General features: G+C 53.6%; 14 protein-coding genes. 12 read left to right on the forward strand and 2 right to left on the reverse strand.

Going from position 1 to position 18,502, the window contains the following annotated elements; translation table 11 throughout:
* Positions 1-28 precede the first annotated feature (28 nt).
* A complete protein-coding gene (locus tag KQI64_RS10030) occupies positions 29-1,630 on the reverse strand; it encodes a C1 family peptidase (RefSeq protein ID WP_216524618.1) in 1,602 nt (533 codons plus the stop codon).
* Positions 1,631-1,742: 112 nt separating this feature from the next.
* On the opposite strand from KQI64_RS10030, the gene gpr reads away from it, so the two are divergent.
* From gpr to KQI64_RS10075, 9 genes are all read left to right on the forward strand, one after another.
* Positions 1,743-2,618, forward strand: a complete 876-nt coding sequence (gene gpr, locus KQI64_RS10035; protein ID WP_216524619.1) for a GPR endopeptidase — start codon at positions 1,743-1,745, stop codon at positions 2,616-2,618.
* A gap of 62 nt (positions 2,619-2,680) precedes the next feature.
* Complete coding sequence (gene spoIIP / locus KQI64_RS10040) at positions 2,681-3,754, forward strand: stage II sporulation protein P (RefSeq protein ID WP_216524620.1); 1,074 nt, start codon at positions 2,681-2,683, stop codon at positions 3,752-3,754.
* 116 nt (positions 3,755-3,870) lie between these two features.
* Entirely contained in the window at positions 3,871-4,365 is a 495-nt protein-coding gene (locus tag KQI64_RS10045) for a hypothetical protein (RefSeq protein ID WP_216524621.1), read from the forward strand.
* Entirely contained in the window at positions 4,362-5,327 is a 966-nt protein-coding gene (gene dusB, locus KQI64_RS10050) for a tRNA dihydrouridine synthase DusB (RefSeq protein ID WP_216524622.1), read from the forward strand. Before KQI64_RS10045 ends, dusB begins: the two co-directional genes overlap by 4 nt.
* A 112-nt stretch (positions 5,328-5,439) precedes the next feature.
* Positions 5,440-6,696, forward strand: a complete 1,257-nt coding sequence (gene glyA, locus KQI64_RS10055) for a serine hydroxymethyltransferase (RefSeq protein WP_301282436.1) — start codon at positions 5,440-5,442, stop codon at positions 6,694-6,696.
* Positions 6,697-6,762: 66 nt separating this feature from the next.
* A complete protein-coding gene (locus KQI64_RS10060; protein WP_216524623.1) occupies positions 6,763-8,034 on the forward strand; it encodes a replication-associated recombination protein A in 1,272 nt (423 codons plus the stop codon).
* Between the two features lie 180 nt (positions 8,035-8,214).
* Entirely contained in the window at positions 8,215-9,810 is a 1,596-nt protein-coding gene (locus KQI64_RS10065; RefSeq protein ID WP_216524624.1) for a starch-binding protein, read from the forward strand.
* Positions 9,811-9,825: 15 nt separating this feature from the next.
* Positions 9,826-12,222: an alpha-amylase family glycosyl hydrolase gene (locus KQI64_RS10070; RefSeq protein ID WP_216524625.1), complete on the forward strand. Its 2,397-nt coding sequence runs from the start codon at positions 9,826-9,828 to the stop codon at positions 12,220-12,222.
* A gap of 45 nt (positions 12,223-12,267) precedes the next feature.
* A complete protein-coding gene (locus KQI64_RS10075) occupies positions 12,268-12,513 on the forward strand; it encodes a hypothetical protein (RefSeq protein WP_216524626.1) in 246 nt (81 codons plus the stop codon).
* 61 nt (positions 12,514-12,574) lie between these two features.
* Here the strand turns inward: KQI64_RS10075 and putP are convergent, their stop codons facing one another.
* On the reverse strand, positions 12,575-14,137 hold the full coding sequence (gene putP / locus KQI64_RS10080; RefSeq protein WP_216524627.1) for a sodium/proline symporter PutP: 1,563 nt from the start codon (positions 14,135-14,137) through the stop codon (positions 12,575-12,577).
* A gap of 209 nt (positions 14,138-14,346) precedes the next feature.
* Here putP and alr point away from each other — a divergent pair, with 209 nt between their 5' ends.
* From alr to KQI64_RS10095, 3 genes are read left to right on the forward strand one after another with little or no spacing between them, the layout of a single operon-like run.
* The gene (gene alr, locus KQI64_RS10085; RefSeq protein ID WP_216524628.1) at positions 14,347-15,522 is read left to right on the forward strand and encodes an alanine racemase; all 1,176 of its coding nucleotides are present in this window, start codon (positions 14,347-14,349) and stop codon (positions 15,520-15,522) included.
* Complete coding sequence (gene polA / locus KQI64_RS10090; protein WP_216524629.1) at positions 15,519-18,068, forward strand: DNA polymerase I; 2,550 nt, start codon at positions 15,519-15,521, stop codon at positions 18,066-18,068. The genes alr and polA overlap by 4 nt, the downstream gene beginning before the upstream one ends.
* Positions 18,052-18,486: an arsenate reductase/protein-tyrosine-phosphatase family protein gene (locus tag KQI64_RS10095; RefSeq protein WP_253289270.1), complete on the forward strand. Its 435-nt coding sequence runs from the start codon at positions 18,052-18,054 to the stop codon at positions 18,484-18,486. The genes polA and KQI64_RS10095 overlap by 17 nt, the downstream gene beginning before the upstream one ends.
* Positions 18,487-18,502: the final 16 nt, after the last annotated feature.

The raw sequence follows: 18,502 nt of genomic DNA on the forward strand, positions 1-18,502 counted from the left end.
GCGGACTTCTCTCTTAATTTTTTGTGTCTTATGAAGCTATCTTGATCTGTATCGCCGTCGCGTCGGTGATATCTATTGTTCCGTCGCCGTTGAAGTCCGCGAGCTTGAGCTGATTATCGCTCAGCTCCGCGAGCTCCGCGAGATTCTGTTGTATCAAAGTTACATCGTTGATGTTTACGCTTGCGTTGAGGTCAACGTCGCCGTTTTCGGGAGACAGCGTCAGCGCCTTGATAACAAGAGTACCGCCGAGGTCGTTGTCATACGTGTCCTTGTACCACTGCATGAGATCGGTCATTTTTCCGTCGCTGTAGATGTAGCTCATTCCGAATTCCGATTCCGGGATAAATACCATTGTGCCGTTGGAGTTCTCGAGCCATTCGTCAACTCCGAGGTTGATTCCGTCGTCGCCGCTCTTTTTCAGCTTGACGGCAACCGACATGGTGCTGTCGGGAATTTCGATGTTGTCGATATCCGCGCAGATGTAACCCTCGTAATCGGTTGTGCCGCCGCCGATGTATTTCCAGTTTGCGGTATCCGCGTCGGGAGCGCCGTCAGCCTCCGGAACAAGATAGAGCTCGTATTCCGCGCCGGCGGTCTTTGTCTCGAATATCACCTTGTCAAGAACAAAGAATCCGCTGTCGAAGTTGAGACGGTTGAGAACAGTCAGCTCACCCGCTGTCTCGGTGGTGAAGTGGTATGTAGCGCCGAATATCTCGTTTTGAACCAGCTTTTTGCGGTCGGTTATCTCCTCGAACTTTTCGATCGTGAAGGTGGGCTTATATTTTTTTGACTCGAGGAAAAACTGGTCCTCATATGAGACCCAGTAAAAGCCGTTGAGCGGATTTCCGTCGCCCCAGCTGCTTTTCATCAGCCACGCGCCGTTTTTTTCGGGTTTGTTTTTGAAGTTTTTTCTGTCGTAATTATCGTCCCAGCCGACTACCGCCACAACATGGCCGTTATTCTGACCGGAGTATGACGGCGGCAGGTAGTACGAGGTCTGGTTATTCATGTACTGACTCAAGTGCGAGTAGCCCACGGCAATGCTTCCGTTTTCCATAATGGCGCGCTTGACCTCGTCGGTGTCGTCGCGGGAAACGTATCTCATCGCCGTAACTCCGTATTTCGCGCGGTCGGTGGGAACCATGTCGCCTGTGATGTCCGCCTCGGGCGAGAGGTCGGCTGCGTCGCTTTCCAGAACTCCGCCCTGCCACGAGCTAAGGTATCCGGGAGCCATGGAGCAGTAGCCGGATTCGTATTTTTTTCGTATCCAGCCCTTTCCGTTGGAGCGCGTGGTCGCCCAGAGATTAAAGTGCAGCTCCGAAAAATCGGCGGCGGACATATCGGTAATCATTCCTGCTTTCAGCAGCTTGCTTTCAAGCACTGAGATAGAGGCATACGCCCAGCAATCGTTGTATTTCTGATGCTTTGCGGGGGTGACGACGCCTGCGTCGAGGGAGCTGTATGCCGAAGGCAAAGCGTCTGACGCGGTCTCTGTTTCCGATAAATCAAGCATTGCGGCTGCCTGATCGTCGTCTATGACGGCGGCTGAGGCTGAAACGCTCACAGCGCCTGTAAGCATTGCCGCGGCGGAGAGTACGGTGATAATTTTTATCATTGGCTTATGCTTCAATCCATTCACCTCTGTTATCTGTAAATTATTAAATCAGTATACCAAATAAAAATCGATTTGTAAAGTATATTTCGCTGCCAAAAGTCACAATCTATTTTCGGGAGGCGAACTGATGCGTTTGAGGACAGATTTGGCGGTAGAGGCGCGAGAGCTTGCGGGAGAAAATACCGGCGGCGTTGATTTTGACGCTTATGTGGAGAACGGCATGGAAATATCGCGGCTGACAGTGAAAAATGGGCGCGCCAGACGTGCGCTCGGCAAGGATGAGGGAACCTATGTCACAATAGAGCTGCCCGCGCTTACGGACAGGTTTTCCGACACCGACAGCCGTCTCGTGACTATCGGAGCCGAGATACGCAGACTGCTTCCCGTCAACGGTCTGCTGCTCGTAGCGGGGCTTGGAAACTCTGAGATAACCCCGGACTCTCTCGGTCCCAAAACCGCCGCGAAGGTGCTTGCGACGCGGCACATAACGGGGGAGATCGCCCGGGCGACGGGACTTGACAGGCTGCGTCCGGTCGCGGTCATGCGCACTGGAGTGACGGGGCAGACGGGAATAGAGACGGGCGAGTATATTCTGAGCATTGTCAAGCGCATACGCCCGAACGCGGTGATCGCCGTCGACGCGCTTGCTTCCAGACGGCTCGAAAGGCTCGGCTGTACCCTCCAGATAAGCGACGCGGGAATTTCACCCGGAGCGGGAGTTGGCAACCACCGCACGGCGATCAACAGAGAGACCCTCGGCGTACCGGTGATCTCGATCGGAGTGCCGACGGTCGTCGATCTGCGGACTCTTGCCTGCGATCTGCTGGGCAGTGAACTAAAGCGCGACAAGGCGGAGAGCCTTGTTCCAGACGGCAGACAGATGCTCGTTATCCCGAACGAGATCGACCTTCTCACCGAGCGCGCGTCACGGCTCATTGCACTCTCGCTGAACGCCGCCATGCAGGACAGGTTTGAGCTTGAGGAGCTGGTTGAGCTGATGTAGCGCTTTCATAAATAACGTTTTGCCCGCATATAATTATTCCAAAAGCAGGTGATTATTTGAAGGTGCGGATCAGGAAATTTTTCAGGGTGATTTTTGCCGTATTGCTGATTGCGACGGCATGCTGCTGTCTTACGCAGCGCCTGCCCGAATGTCTTGCGGGCGGCGATACGGCTTTCGCGGCAGCGGCGTTCAGGCTCACGGACGGCAAATACCGCGTTGAAGCGCAGACAGAGCCTCAGACGGAGCCTTCAAGCGCAGCCGCAGTTTCAGCCGCGGCTCAGGCGTCGGGCAGCTCCGCGGAGAGCGGTACTCAGGACAAATCGGGGTATTACGATTCCTTCGGCGACCACAGCGGCGAAGCGCGTTACTCCGTCGAGGAAAAGACCGTCGGGGCGGACGGTACGGCGGTTGAGAACGCCTATGTCAAGAACCGCACGGGTCTGGAATTTGACTTTGACTCGATCCTACATACGCCCCTGACCTTCAGTACGGAAAAAAACTCCCAAACGCCGCAGGTGTTGATTTACCACACCCACACGGGCGAAGCGTATCTCGACGAGGATGTGGATTATTTTTACGAGAGCTTCTATTCGCGGACTCAGAACGAGAGCTTCAACGTAGTCGGCGTGGGAAATGTCCTTGCAGAAACGCTCGAAAAGCGCGGTATACGCACCGTGCACGACAAAACCGTCCACGACTCAACCTACAACGGCTCCTACGACAGAAGCGCGGAGACGGTTTACGCTGATATGGCTGAGAATCCGGACATAAAGGTAGTCCTCGACATTCACCGCGACGCTCTCGGCACGGAGGAGTGCAAGGTCAAGACTGTTTTTGAGCACGACGGACAGAAGGCGGCTCAGATAATGATCCTGTCGGGCTGCGACGTCTACGGAGAGCGCGGCTTTGACAACTGGCAGAATAACCTCAGCTTCGCCTTAAAGCTCCAGACGACCGCCGAGAGCATGTATCCGGGCATGACAAGACCGCTGAGCTTTGACTTTTTCGCGTACAACGAGTATATCTGCGACGGCTCGCTGCTCATCGAGGTCGGCACAGACGCTAATTCCGTCGCGGAGGTTCAGCGCACGGCTGAGTATCTCGGCGAGGTGCTTGCCGCGGTTCTCGGCGGGTAAAAGCAGTATTTTGTATATATGAACAAGTTGCGGCGCGGTGCGTAAATGATTTTTTACTTGCAAAAACCGATCGGATTTGATATAATCATCATATATATGCCAAATGAGGTATGAATATGAAGCACAGAACTCTGATAAACCGTATAACGGCGGTCGTATTCGGACTCCTTATGTTAGCGGCGGGCATGACAGGCGTTTTCGCCGAGAATGACCCTGTCGTGACCGAGGAACCGATCGTCACCGTGCCTGTGACGGACGAGCCTATATGGACGGATCCGCCCACAGACCCTCCGACCGAACCGCCTACAGTTCCTCCGACCGAGCCTGTGACAGAGGTGACCACCGAGGCACCGACTCAGGCGACTACCGCTACAGGCGCTCAGGAGACAACCGAAAAGCCCACCGAAAACGGCGGCTATATCAATGTTGACCCGATCCCTACAGAGTTTGTACCGCCTACGATCCCAAAGACCGTCAGCAACAAGAACTACACCACCAACGTCGCCGCGGGTATCATCTCGTGGGTCTGCGTAATAGTGGGACTGATCGTTATCTTCGCGGTAATTGCGAGCACAAAGCTCAGCGGCTACCGTGCGGGCAGGCGCGTATGACCGAGGCTTTTATTGGCTCAGTCGTTCTGAGATCGCGCGCGCTTCTTGCGCCTATGGCGGGGGTGAGCGACCGCGCGTACCGTGAACTCTGTATGGAGCACGGCGCGGGTTACTGCGTAAGCGAAATGGTCAGCTCAAAGGCGCTCTCGTTCCAAAGCAAAAAGAGCGAGGAGCTTATGGTCATCTCGGATATCGAGCGCCCGTGCGGCATTCAGATATTCGGGGACGAGCCGTCCTGCATGGCTGACGCGGCGGTTCACGCGATGAAAAACAAGCCCGATATCATCGATATCAATATGGGCTGTCCGGCTCCGAAGATCAGCGGCAGCGGCAGCGGTAGCGCTCTCATGCGCAAGCCGGAGCTTGTCGGCGAGATCGTCAGGGCAGTAACGGCGGTATGCGATATTCCCGTCACCGTAAAAATCCGAAAGGGCTGGGACGACGGCAGCGTAAACGCCGTTGAGATCGCGAAAATCTGCGAGCGCGCCGGAGCCGCGGCGATAACCGTCCACGGCAGGACGCGCATGCAGTATTACAAGCCGCCCGTCGACTACGATATCATACGTCAGGTACGTGAGTCCGTACAGATTCCCGTAATCGCGAACGGAGACGTCGACTCCGCTCAGAAGGCGAAGGAGGTCATGGAGAGGACAGGCTGCGCTCTTGTGATGATAGGCAGGGCAAGCCTTGGCAATCCGTGGCTGTTTGAACAGATAAACTCTTATCTCTCGGGAGAGCAGCCGTATTTTCCAACTCTTGAGGAAAAGCTCGATACCATGGTAAAGCAGGTCGGAAAAATGGTTGAGTACAAGGGCGAATACATAGCCATGCGGCAGGCGAGGAAGCTTGTCGTCGGCTATTTCAAGGGCATGAAGGGCGCCGCGTCGCTCAGAAACGAGGCGGGAAAGCTCAGCACGCTCGACGATATATATAAACTGAGAAACAGAATACTGAATACTTGAGTATTTTCTGTGGGGTTCGGTCAGAGCCGAGTGAAAAACGTCGGTTTTGACCGAACCCCGCAGGCGGGTATATCTATCAAAGCACAATAATGATACAAAGGGGAAGTTAAAAATGAGTGAATTAACAAACATCGCGGCACTGAAATACCTTCAGGAGTATGACCCCGCCGTCGGAAACGCAATGAACGACGAGCTTAAAAGACAGCGCCGCAATCTTGAACTGATTGCCAGCGAGAACATCGTTACACCCGCTGTAATGGCGGCTATGGGCAGTCACCTCACAAATAAATACGCCGAGGGTTACCCGGGCAAGCGTTACTACGGCGGCTGCCAGTGCGTTGACGTTGTAGAGGAGATCGCGCGTCAGAGAGCCTGCGAGCTTTTCGGTGCGGAACACGCGAACGTTCAGCCTCACTCCGGCGCTCAGGCTAACACAGCCGTTTACTTCGCCATGCTTGAGCCCGGCGACACCGTAATGGGCATGAACCTCAGCGAGGGCGGACATCTTACCCACGGCTCGCCCGTAAATATTTCAGGTAAATACTTCAACTTCGTAGCCTACGGCGTTGACAGCGTTACCCACCGCATCGATTACGACAAGGTTCTCGAGCAGGCAAGGGAATGCAAGCCCAAGATGATCGTAGCAGGCGCTTCCGCTTATCCCAGAATCATCGATTTCGCGAGACTCAGAGCTATCGCAGACGAGGTAGGCGCTTATCTGATGGTCGACATGGCTCACATCGCGGGTCTTGTTGCCGCAGGCGTACATCCCAACCCCGTTCCTTACTGCGAATTTGTCACCACCACCACCCACAAGACCCTCAGAGGTCCCAGAGGCGGTATGATCCTCTGCCGCGCAGAGTTCGCTAAGCAGATCGACAAGGCTATCTTCCCCGGAACACAGGGCGGTCCTCTCATGCACACTATCGCTGCCAAGGCGGTATGCTTCGGCGAGGCTCTCAAGCCCGAGTTCAAGGAGTACGGCGCAAAGGTCGTTTCAAACTGCAAGGCTCTCGCGGAAGGACTTCTCAAGAGAGGCTGCAAGCTCGTTTCGGGCGGCACCGACAACCACGTTATGCTTCTCGACCTCCGCGACACCGACGTTACCGGCAAGGAGCTTGAAGCTCGTCTTGACGACTGCTACATCACCGTCAACAAGAACACCATTCCCGGCGAGCCGCGTTCACCCTTCGTTACCAGCGGCGTGAGAATCGGCACCGCAGCCGTTACCACGCGCGGTCTGAACGAGGAGGACATGGATCTCATCGCCGAGTACATCACCCTCGTTCTCAACGACTACGAGAACAGCAGGGACAAGGTAAGAGCGGGCGTTGAAGCTATCTGCAAAAAATATCCTCTCTACGAATAATCAGGTCAGCGGCAGGGCAGAGGCTTTGCCGCGCCTTTTTTTACAGCATCACGGAGGTGACACACAATGCAAAAACCGCTGGCTGACCGGTTCAGACCGCAGTCGCTCGACGATATCGTAGGTCAGAAGCACCTGCTCGGAGAAGGCAGACCGCTGAGAAAAATTATCGAGAGCGGCGACGTGCCGAACCTTATATTTTACGGACCCTCGGGCGTGGGCAAAACGACCCTCGCGGCCTACATCGCGAAGCAGACGCGCAAGACACTCAAAAAGCTCAACGGCACCACCGCCTCTACAGCCGATATCAAGGAGATCGTCGCGGGACTCAATACCTTTGAGGGACTCAACGGAATCCTGCTCTACCTCGACGAGATCCAGTATTTCAACAAGAAGCAGCAGCAAACCCTCCTCGAGTACATAGAGAACGGCAGCATCACGCTCATCGCTTCGACTACGGAGAACCCGTATTTTTATGTGTATAACGCGATCCTCAGCCGATCTACGGTTTTTGAGTTCAAGTCCGTAGAGCCGGAGGAGGTCGAGCGAGCCGTATTTCGCGCCGCTCAGATGCTCTCGCAGGAGCAGGGCATTGAAATCACCCTCGAGGACGGCTGCGCGAAAAAAATAGCCACCGGCTGCGGCGGCGACGTGCGAAAGGCTATGAATGCCCTCGAGCTTTCGGCGATCGCCACAGACTGCGTCGACGGGAAGAAGCATATTCTCGCTTCGACCGCCGAGGCTCTGTCACAAAAGAGCGCGATGCGCTACGACCGCGACGGCGACGAGCACTACGACATTGTTTCCGCGTATCAAAAAAGTATGCGCGGTTCGGATTCCGACGCGGCGCTGCACTATCTCGGCAGACTGCTCGAGGCGGGAGATCTGCCGTCAGCCTGCAGAAGACTCATGGTCTGCGCCTGCGAGGACGTCGGGCTTGCCTATCCGCAGATAATACCGATCGTAAAATCCTGCGTGGACATCGCGCAGGCTGTCGGCTTGCCCGAGGCGAGGATCCCTCTGGCGGACGCGGTAATTCTCGTCTGCAATTCGCCGAAGTCAAATTCCGGCTGTATCGCGATCGACAAGGCTGTCCGCGACATACGCCGCGGCAATACCGGACCCGTGCCGAGACAGCTCCAGAACAAGCACTACGACGGCGAGGACTGTGAGAACAAGGGTCAGCACTACATCTATCCGCACGACTACCCGAACCACTACACCTATCAGCAGTATCTTCCGGACGCAATAAAGGACGCAAGGTATTACCAATATGGCGAAAACAAGAATGAACAGGCATATAAAGCGTATTGGGAAAAGATAAAAGGAATAGAACTATAGTGATTATGCACAAATCCGACCGCGATTTTTCGTCACGCTAAAAACACATATTTTCTTTTACGGAAAAAAGCGAATTCCAAAATAATGTATGATATAGTAGTAATTATAGGGTAGTATACACTACCCGTTGTGAGTACATTTTATGAGAGTAAACATTTAGAAGTATGGAGGAACATCACTATGGTAAAAAAGCAACACAAATTCCTTTGCCTTGTTCTCTGTCTGGCTCTTGTTGTGACTGCCGTTATGGTAGGCGCTGTGAGCGCTTTTGCGGCGAGCGGCGACAAGGTCTATGTCAAGGCGAACAACGGCTGGTCAAATCTCCACTGCTACATGTGGAACGGCAACGGCGAAAGCAAAAACGCCGACTGGCCGGGCGTTAAGATGACTGACGAAGGAAACAGCGTTTATTCCTATACGCTGTCAGGCGATTTCGAGAAGATCATCTTCAACAAGGGCGAAGGCGGCAACGGCAATCAGACCGATGATATGAGCTATCCCGGCGCCAACAAGATCTACGACCTCAGCACGGGTCAGTGGAGCGACTACGGCAGCGATCCCACAACTCCCGGCCCCACAACTCCCACAACTCCCGTTCCCACAACACCCTCGGATGACCTTGTGGTATATTTCAGGAACACCGATAAATGGACTACCGTTAAGTGCTACATGTGGAACAGCGATTCCGACAAGAACGCCGCATGGTCGGGCGAGGATATGACTGACCTCGGCGACGGCGTCTGGATGTACACCGCAAAGAAACAGTACGCTAGTTGCATCTTCAACAACGGCAGCACCAAGACTGACGACCTCACCGCGAGCTATGGTCAGATATTTGACTGGTCAACAAAGCAGTGGAGCCCTTACGACGATAAGGATGTGCGCGTGACCTCCTTTACCGCCACACCCTCTTCCGAGATCTACACCGGCACCGACGTAACTCTCGCGGCTGAGGCGACAAGCAAGAAGAGCTCCAACGTATTCTACAAGTTCAGCGTAACAAACGCTTCCGGCGGCACATCTGTCGTTTCCAATTTCAGCTCCGCAAAGAGCGTTACCTGGACTCCCACAACAGCGGGCAGCTACACCGTTACCCTCGACGTCAAGGACGACGCAGGCAACGAGAACAGCAAGTCACTCACACTTTCCGTTGCGGCTGACACCGGCGTTACCAACCCGATCATCAAGAAGGTAACTCCCGCAAACCTCAACCTCATCAAGAAGGGCACAGCGGCTACCGTATCCGTTACCGCGGGCGGCGGTCAGACCGGCACGAATCTGCTCTTCTACAAGTACATCGTTACCGACCCCAACGGCGTGACCAACACTCCGTACTATACGCTCAACAAGACATATCAGTTCACCCCCACCATGGACGGCAACTACTCTGTTGAGGTGTTTGTTCAGGCTTCCGATAACTCGACAATCAGCAGGGTTTACACCTACACAGCTACCGGCGGCGATATTCCCACTCCGACCGAGCCTGTGACCCAGCCCACAACTCAGAAGCCCACCACGGTTGCTCCCACCACAGCTCCCGTAACCACAGTTCCGCCCACACCGACTGTTCCGACTACAACCTCACCGTCCGGCTATCAGTTCGGCGACGCGAATATGGATGGCTATGTCAACATCAAGGACGCTACCTATGTTCAGAAGTACTGCGCTGAGTACGCAGACGCTAAGGTTATCGACCTGAACACTGCTGACATGAACCGCGACGGCAAAATTACTGTAGTAGATGCTACATACATTCAGATTCTGATCGCCCAGTAATAAGGAGAGTAAGCTATGACAGGTATCAAACGTGTAATCGCACTGATGCTCGTCCTGCTTATTGTCACTGCGACAGGAATAATTACAGCTAATGCTTTGGAAACCTCGGAGAAATCCGGGGTTTCTCTGTCTGAAACTGAAATTATCGTGTACGCAAGGCAGGACGGACTTGAACAGCCGTATATTTATCTTTGGAACTCACTCCCGACAAACAGCGCGATGTCGAAATCCTACCCCGGAGAGAAGATGACCGAATCGGGCAAGTGGTTCACTTATTCGATCAAGGGCGTCATCAAGGTGAACGCTCTGATAACCGGAGCGGACGGAAAGCAGTATTCGCGTGAGTACAAGCTGACCGCATCCGAGGGAGAACAGGCAAAATACTGGTTCTCAAACGGCAAATGGAAAAAGTACAATCCCGACGAGGTCGACCCCAAGGAAAGCGTCGATATGCGTGAGGAGAGCATTTACTTTGTAATGACGACCCGCTTCTACGACGGCGACAGCGGCAACAACGTTCACTGCTGGGACGACAGCAAGGCGGGCAATCCCGACTCAGACCCGGCGTGGCGCGGAGATTTCAAGGGTCTTGCCGAGAAGCTCGACTATATCAAGGCGCTCGGTTTTTCGGCGATCTGGGTGACTCCCGTAGTCACCAACGCCTCGGGCTACGACTACCACGGCTACCACGCGATGGATTTTTCCACCGTCGACAAGCGCTACGAGAGCGACGACTTTGATTTTGAGGATCTGATAAAAGCCGTTCACGACAAGGGCATGAAGATAATCCAGGACGTAGTATGGCAGCACACGGGCAACTTCGGCGAAGCGTTTTTCTGTCCGCTATTTGAGAAGGACTACAGCGCCGACCTTTCAAATCTCGAGGAATCGATGGTTCCGACAAAGTATCTTCTCGATTCCTACGGACTCAGCTCACCCGAGGAATACTGGGCTCAGAAGGGTGAGCTTCAGTACAGGCAGCGCCTGAACCTGATGAAGAACGTCGATTATCCGGCGGAGGTCGGAAACTCCAAGGGGCTGCAGCCCGACAAGAGCGACTACGACAGCGTAAAGGTGTCCGACAGCAAGATATACAATCCCAATAACTATTACCATACAGGCTACTTCCAGAGTCTTAACTGGGACGACTGGAGCTGCAAATTCTGTCAGATCGAGGGCGACTGTGTTGACCTCAACACCGAGAATCCCGCAGTTGCGGAGTATGTGACCGATTCCTACAGCAAGTATATCGAGATGGGCGTCGACGGCTTCCGCGTCGATACCGTAAGGCACATTCCGCGGGTTGCGCTGAATATCATGTTCAACCAACAGATCCTCGACGCCGCTAAGGTAGCAGGCAACCCGAACTTTTTGATGTTCGGCGAAATCTGTACCCGATATACACAGACGTGGTACAGAGGTCACGCTGAGGAGAGCTCTCCGTACTACACATGGAAGGAAAGCAATCCCGAGTGGGAGAAAAACTGGTCGTGGGGTACTACCGCCAAGGATATCAACGACAACATGAACCTCACCTTCGACCACTATTTAGCTGAGGACGATCCTTCCGACGAGCCGACCTCGGACAACGCCTTCCTCAAGGGCATTACCTACCACACGCCCGACAGAAGCATGTCCTCTGGCATGGAGGCGATCGACTTCCAGATGCACCGCCTGTTCAGCAGCGCCAAGGGCGCGTTTGACATCGGAAAGAGCGGCGACAAGTATTACAACGACTCGACCTACAGTGTCATGTATGTTGATTCACACGACTATTCACCCGAATCGCCGAACGAAAAGACCAGATTCGAGGGCGGAACCCAGACATGGGCGGAGAACCTCGATTTGATATTTACCTTCCGCGGAATTCCCTGCCTGTACTACGGCTCGGAGGTAGAGTTCCAGAAGGGCGAGCTTATCGACGTCGGTCCCAACGCTCCGCTTTCGACAACGGGACGCGCCTACTTCGGAGATTATCTCGAGGGTACGGTCGAAGCTAACGATTTCAGCGACTATAGCGCAACCGGCAATGTCAAGAAAACCCTCGAAAAGCCGCTTGCACAGCATCTTTCAAAGCTCAACGCTATCCGCCGCGCGATACCCGCTCTGCAAAAGGGTCAGTACACCGCTTCATCGGCGAATGTCAGCGGAGATATCGCGTTTATCCGCCGCTATACCGACGAGAACACAGACAGCCTCGCCTGCGTAAGCATTTCCGGCGCCGCGACCTTCAAGGGTCTGCCGAACGGCAAGTACATCGATGCAGTCACAGGCGACGTTCAGAACGTCACCGACGGCACCCTCAAGGTAGGCGCGATCGGAAAGGCGAATATGCGCGTTTACGTCTGCTGCGGCGAGGGCTTCACCGGCATCGACGGCGAAATCGGCTCAGAGAGTACATATTTGAAGTAAATAATGTGCGTTATCGCATACTAAAATATTTAAGAGGTGTTTTTTATGAACAAGACAGATTTTATCGCTGAGCTCTGCAAAAAGACAGGACTCAGCACTGAGGACGGTACAAAGGTCAACGACGTGATCGAGAGCAACAACCTTCTCGGCAACGCTGCGAAGATCGTAAGTCAGATTGCTGCAAAGCTCAACATCAGCGAGGAGCAGGCTCAGGATATTCTCGCAAAGGCGAAGGATATCATCGGCGGCGGACTTATGGACAAAATCAAGAATCCGTTCGGCGGTCAGTAATAAGCAATAAGACAAAACAAAACGCCCGGCGCTTCTGCGTCGGGCGTAATATTTTTTTTGATCAGATTTCGATAGTCTTGATCGACTCAAACTCCTTGACGATATCGTCGGAGGGCTTCTTTGAAATCAGAGAAACCACAACGTTTACGATGAGCGCGAGGAAGAAGCCGATAGCGAGGGAGTAAAGACCCGTTGCCGCAGCGGGAGTCTGACCGCCTGCGAGCGGAATGTAGTCCCAGACGATAACGGTGAGAGCGCCAACAGCCATGCCGCTGACTGCGCCGGCGAGTGTTGAGCGCTTCCAGAACAGAGCGAGGAGAACTACGGGACCGAATGCGGAGCCGAAGCCTGCCCAAGCGTCTGAAACAAGACCCATGATGCTCGAGGAGGGGTCAAGCGCGATGAAGAAGGCGATAACCGCGACAACTACGACGGCGATCTTGCCGACAAAGAGCGCGTTCTTCTCGGAAGCGTTCTTCTTGATAACGCCCTTGTACATATCCTCGGAAACAGCGGAAGCGGTAACGAGGAGCTGACTGTCGGCGGTGGACATGATCGCCGCGAGAATACCGCAGAGGAAGATGCCGCCGATGAAGATGAGCACGCCGTTGTTCGAGAAGATATCCTGAATCAGGCGGATAAACGCGGTTTCGCTGGAGCCTGCCTCAAGCTGAGTGCTGAGGTAGCCTCTTGCGATCATACCGATAAGGCAGGCAGCCGCGAGTGAGAGGATAACCCAGATAATAGCGATCTTTCTGGACTTCTTGACCTCCGTCTCGTTCTTGATAGCCATGAAGCGAATGATGATGTGGGGCATGCCGAAGTAGCCGAGACCCCACGCGAGGCTTGAGATGATCGATACGGGAGATACGGCGGAGCCGTCTGTGTTCTTGAAGAAGTCGAGGTAGTTCTCGGGATTCTCAACACCCTTGGAAATAAGCGCCTGAGAGAAGCCCTGATCCCATGTGAGGATAGCGTAGGCGACGATCGGAACTGCGAGGATCGCGACAAGCATCAGCAGACCCTGAATAAGGTCGGTGGTGCAAACCGCCTTGAAGCCGCCCATGAAGGTGTAGATAAGGATTACGACGGAAGCGATGATCAGACCGATAAGGTAAGCGGTGTGATCCATTTCGCCGTTCTGACTGTTGCCGAAGAGTGTTGCAAAGAGCTTTGCGCCGGAGCTGAACGCCGAAGCCGTGTAGACCGCGAAGAAGATGGCGATGATGATTGCTGAAACGATTTTGATAACGCCCTTCTTGTCACGGTAGCGGTTCTGGAAGAAGCTGGGGATAGTCAGCGAGTTGCCCGCTACGATGGTGTATTTCCTCAGTCTTGAGGAAACGATGTACCAGTTGAGAATTGTGCCGAGCAGCAGACCGATTGCGATCCACACCTCGCCGGTACCCGCAAGGTATACCGAGCCGGGAAGACCCATCAGCAGCCAGCCGCTCATATCGGAAGCCTGTGCGGAAAGAGCCGCAGTCCAGCCGCCGAGGTTTCTGCCGCCGAGGAAATAGTCCTCGTTGTTTTTGGTTTTCCTCGAGTAAACAACGCCGATTGCGATCATAACCAGCATGTAAAACGCGAAGGCAACCAAAACAATAATATTGCTTGTTGTCATTTTCGGATGTTCCTCCTTTATTTACTTACAACATACTTCATAAGTTTAACATATTAAAGTGAAAAAATCAATAATTATTTTACAAGAATTTGTTATTTTATAATATTTTATAACCAATACTGCATTGGTAGTTGATTTGAACGGAAAAAAGTAATATAATATGTATAAATATGTAATGAAACATGTTGTTTCAGAGAAGAGGTATTATTGTGGATTTTGTCAAGAGAACATGGGCTGAGATTTCGCTCGACGCCATTGCGCATAATTTCAACGAGATTCGAAATAAAACAAAGGGAGCAAAGCTTTGCTGTGTGATCAAGGCTGATGGCTACGGACACGGCGCCGCCGAGCTTGCGCAGCTTTACGAGAATCTCGGCGCGGATTTTTTCGCGGTGTCGAATATCGACGAGGGAATTGAGATCCGCAACGCCGGCACCACGCTCCCGATTCTGATTCTCGGCTACACTCCCGTAAGAGACGTATCAAAGCTCTGTGAATACAACATCAGCCAGGCGGTTTTCTCACTCGATTACGCGAGGAGCCTGTCAGCCGAATGCGAAAAATCCGGCTGCACCTGCAAAATCCACATCAAGGCTGATACCGGTATGAGCCGCATAGGTTTTATGTGTCAGGAATTCCCACGCGATAATAATTCTCTTGAAGAAATATACGAAGCCTGCAATCTTCCTCACCTGATTCCCGAGGGCATGTTCACCCACTTCTGCGTTTCCGACGAGAGCGAGGACGGCAGAGATTTCACCGGGAAGCAGTACTCAAATTTCATTCACGTCCGCGACGCCCTCGCAGAAAAGGGCAGGACTTTTGAATATTGCCACTGCTCAAACAGCGGCGCGATCGAGGACTATTCCGATACCTACTGCGATATGGTGCGCGCGGGCATTATCCTCTACGGACTTGCACCGTCGCCGAAGCTCAGCGGCAGGCTCGACCTTGTTCCCGCAATGACGCTCAAGACCTCAGTCGCCTATGTCAAGGAGCTCAAAAAGGGCGCGACGATCTCCTACGGCAGAACCTTCACCGCTGAAAAGGACATGAGGATCGCGACCGTTCCTATCGGTTACGCCGACGGCTACGTCAGGGCGAACGCGAAGGACGGCTATATGCTCGTAAACGGACAGAAGGCTAAGATAGTCGGCAGGATATGCATGGATCAGACCATGCTCGACGTCACCGACATCGACCACATCGAGCAGGGCGACGAGGTGATTGTTTTCGGAACGGGCGAAAAAGGCGAGCCAACCGCGGATACTCTCGCCGCAAATACGGATACAATAAACTACGAGGTCGTTTGTCTTGTCGGCAAGCGCGTACCGCGTATTTACTATAAAAACGGAAAAATGACCGAGGTGATGTACAAGCTATGAGGATTCTTGTTGTTGACGGAAACAGCATTGTCAACCGCGCTTTTTACGGAATCCGTCCGCTTACGAACAAGGACGGACAGTTCACTCACGCGATTTACGGCTTTCTGAATATGCTGAGCAAAATCGAGCGCGACGAGAACCCCGACGCTGTCGCGATCGCCTTTGACCTGAAGGCTCCTACCTTCCGCCACAAGGCATACGACGGCTACAAGGCGAACCGCAAGGGCATGCCGACGGAGCTTGCCTCACAGATGCCGCTGCTCAAGGAGCTGCTCACGCTTTTGGGCTACAAGCTCGTCACCTGCGAGGGCTTTGAAGCGGACGATATCCTCGGAACCTTCGCCGGCGTCTGCGAGCACAACAGCGACGAGTGCGTTATCGCCACGGGAGACCGCGACAGCCTGCAGCTCGTTTCGGACGAGACCGTCGTTCACCTCTGCACGAACAAGGGTGATTTGCGCTACACTCCCGACAAAATCATGGAGGAGTACGGTGTTACGCCCGCCGGACTGATTGAAATCAAGGCGATCCAGGGCGATACCTCCGACAATATCCCCGGAGTCGCGGGAATAGGTCCAAAGGGCGCAGGCGATCTGATCAAACGCTACAAGACCGTAAAGTATATTTACGATAACATCGACGAGCTCGACATCAAGGACGGCGTGCGCAAAAAGCTGATCGCGTCAAAAGACAACGCGATCCTCAGCCGTATGCTGGGCGAGATCGTCCGCAACGCCCCGATCGATACCGACGTCAGCCACTACAAGGTCGTCTGCGAGGAGCCGTCAAAGGCGCTCGCGCTGATGCAGAAGCTCGAATTATTTTCTTTAATAGAAAAATATAATCTCTCAGACGTGCCTGCTCCCGCCGAAGCAAAGGCGGAGCTGCCCTCATTGACCGTAAGCATCGACGACATTCCCGCGGACGAGCTGAGCGGAGAGGTCTATCTGAAAGCTGATATTTCTGATAAGGAATTAAAATCCTTTTCTATATTATATAATGGCAAGGTTTATGTCAGCACTGACGCTGAACTTTTTGTCGAGATACTTCAAAATCCCCAAATCCGTCTGTATACAACGGGCTGCAAGACTCTCTTTGCCTACGCCGACAGACACGGCTTTGAGATATCAAGCCTCGCCTTTGACGTTGAGCTTGCGGCGTATCTTTTGCAGCCGTCAGAGAAGGACTACTCCGACGAGACCCTCTGCACGGTCTACGAGGTCGCAATGCCCGCCGCCGAAAGGGAAGATGATAAAAAATACTGTCCTTTGGCGGTTTATGACAAGCTCTGCGACAAGCTCGAAAACGAGATCAAGGCTAATTCTCAGGAAAAACTGCTCCGCGAGATAGAAATACCGCTTGCGAGGGTTCTCGCGAAGATGGAAAACGTCGGTTTTGCCGTCGACAGACAGGGTATCGCCGACTACGGCGCCATGCTCTCGCAGCAGATCAGCGGGCTTGAACAGGACATCTACCTCAACGCGGGTCAGGAATTCAATATCAATTCGCCCAAACAGCTCGGAAAGGTGCTTTTTGAGGACTTGGGTCTTCCCGCGAAGAAGAAAACAAAGAGCGGCTACAGCACGAACGCCGAGGTTCTCGAGGGCTTGCGCTACGATCACCCGATCGTTGACATGGTGCTCAATTACCGCGCTCTCGCAAAGCTCAATTCAACCTACTGCGAGGGCTTGCTCAAGGTGATCGCCTGCGACGGAAGGATCCATTCGAGCTTCAACCAGACCGAAACGCGCACGGGCAGAATCAGCTCCACAGAGCCGAATTTGCAGAACATTCCCGTCCGCACCGAGCTGGGCAGAGAGATGCGCAAGTTTTTCTGCGCGAAGGAAGGCTGGGTGCTTGTCGATGCGGACTACTCCCAGATCGAGCTTCGCGTGCTCGCCCATATTGCAAACGACGAAAATATGATCGCAGCCTTCAACAGCGGCGAGGATATACACGCGATTACCGCCTCTCAGGTGTTCAATATGCCGCTTGAAATGGTGACTCCCGCGATGAGAAGAAACGCGAAGGCGGTAAACTTCGGAATCGTCTACGGCATAGGCGCGTTCTCGCTCGGAAAGGACATCGGCGTTTCCACAAAGGAAGCGAAGCGCTATATCGACAGCTACCTTGCCCACTACAGCGGAGTTGACCGCTATATGGAGCGAGTGACCGAGCAGGCAAAGCGCGACGGCTATGTTGAGACGATGTTCGGCAGACGCCGTTATCTGCCCGAATTGAGCTCGGGAAAGCACATGCTCAAGGCATTCGGTGAGCGTGTGGCGAGGAATATGCCGATTCAGGGCACAGCCGCCGATATCATCAAAATCGCTATGGTTCGCGTTGACGAGAGATTGAAGCGCGAAAACCTGCAGGCGCGGCTGATTTTACAGGTTCACGACGAGCTGATCGTCGAGGCTCCCGCAGACGAGAGCGAGCAGGTCAGACAGCTTTTACAGGAAGAAATGGAGAACGCCGTCAGGCTCAGCGTACCTTTAACGGCTGACGCGGCGGTCGGAAGGACGTGGTATGATGCAAAAGGTTAAGTATATCGCCTTTGTCTGCACAGGAAACACCTGCCGCAGCCCTATGGCGGAGGCGATTTTCAATAAGGAAGCCGAGGAACGCGGAATCAACGTGCGCGCCTGCAGCTTCGGCATGGCGGCAGTCAGCGGAATGCCCGCGTCTAAGCACGCGGTCGAGGTCTGCAGCGAGATCGGAGTCGATCTCAGCGGCTTCAGATCACACTTCATATATGATTACGACATTTCGGATTTTGACAAGATATACTGCATGTCAGACGAGCATTTTCAGATACTCACCCAGAGCGTCGGTCTTTCCGGCGACAATGTTGAGGTGCTCGACATCGCCGACCCATACGGCGGCAGCGTCGAAATTTACCGTATGTGCCGAGATATGATAAAGCTCGCGGTGGAGGAGATTCTCAGAAGCTATGAGGATTGAAAAAATGACAGCCGCC

Origin of the sequence: Lachnoclostridium sp. MSJ-17 (genome assembly GCF_018918205.1) — a bacterium.
GTDB lineage: Bacteria > Bacillota > Clostridia > Oscillospirales > Acutalibacteraceae > Ruminococcoides.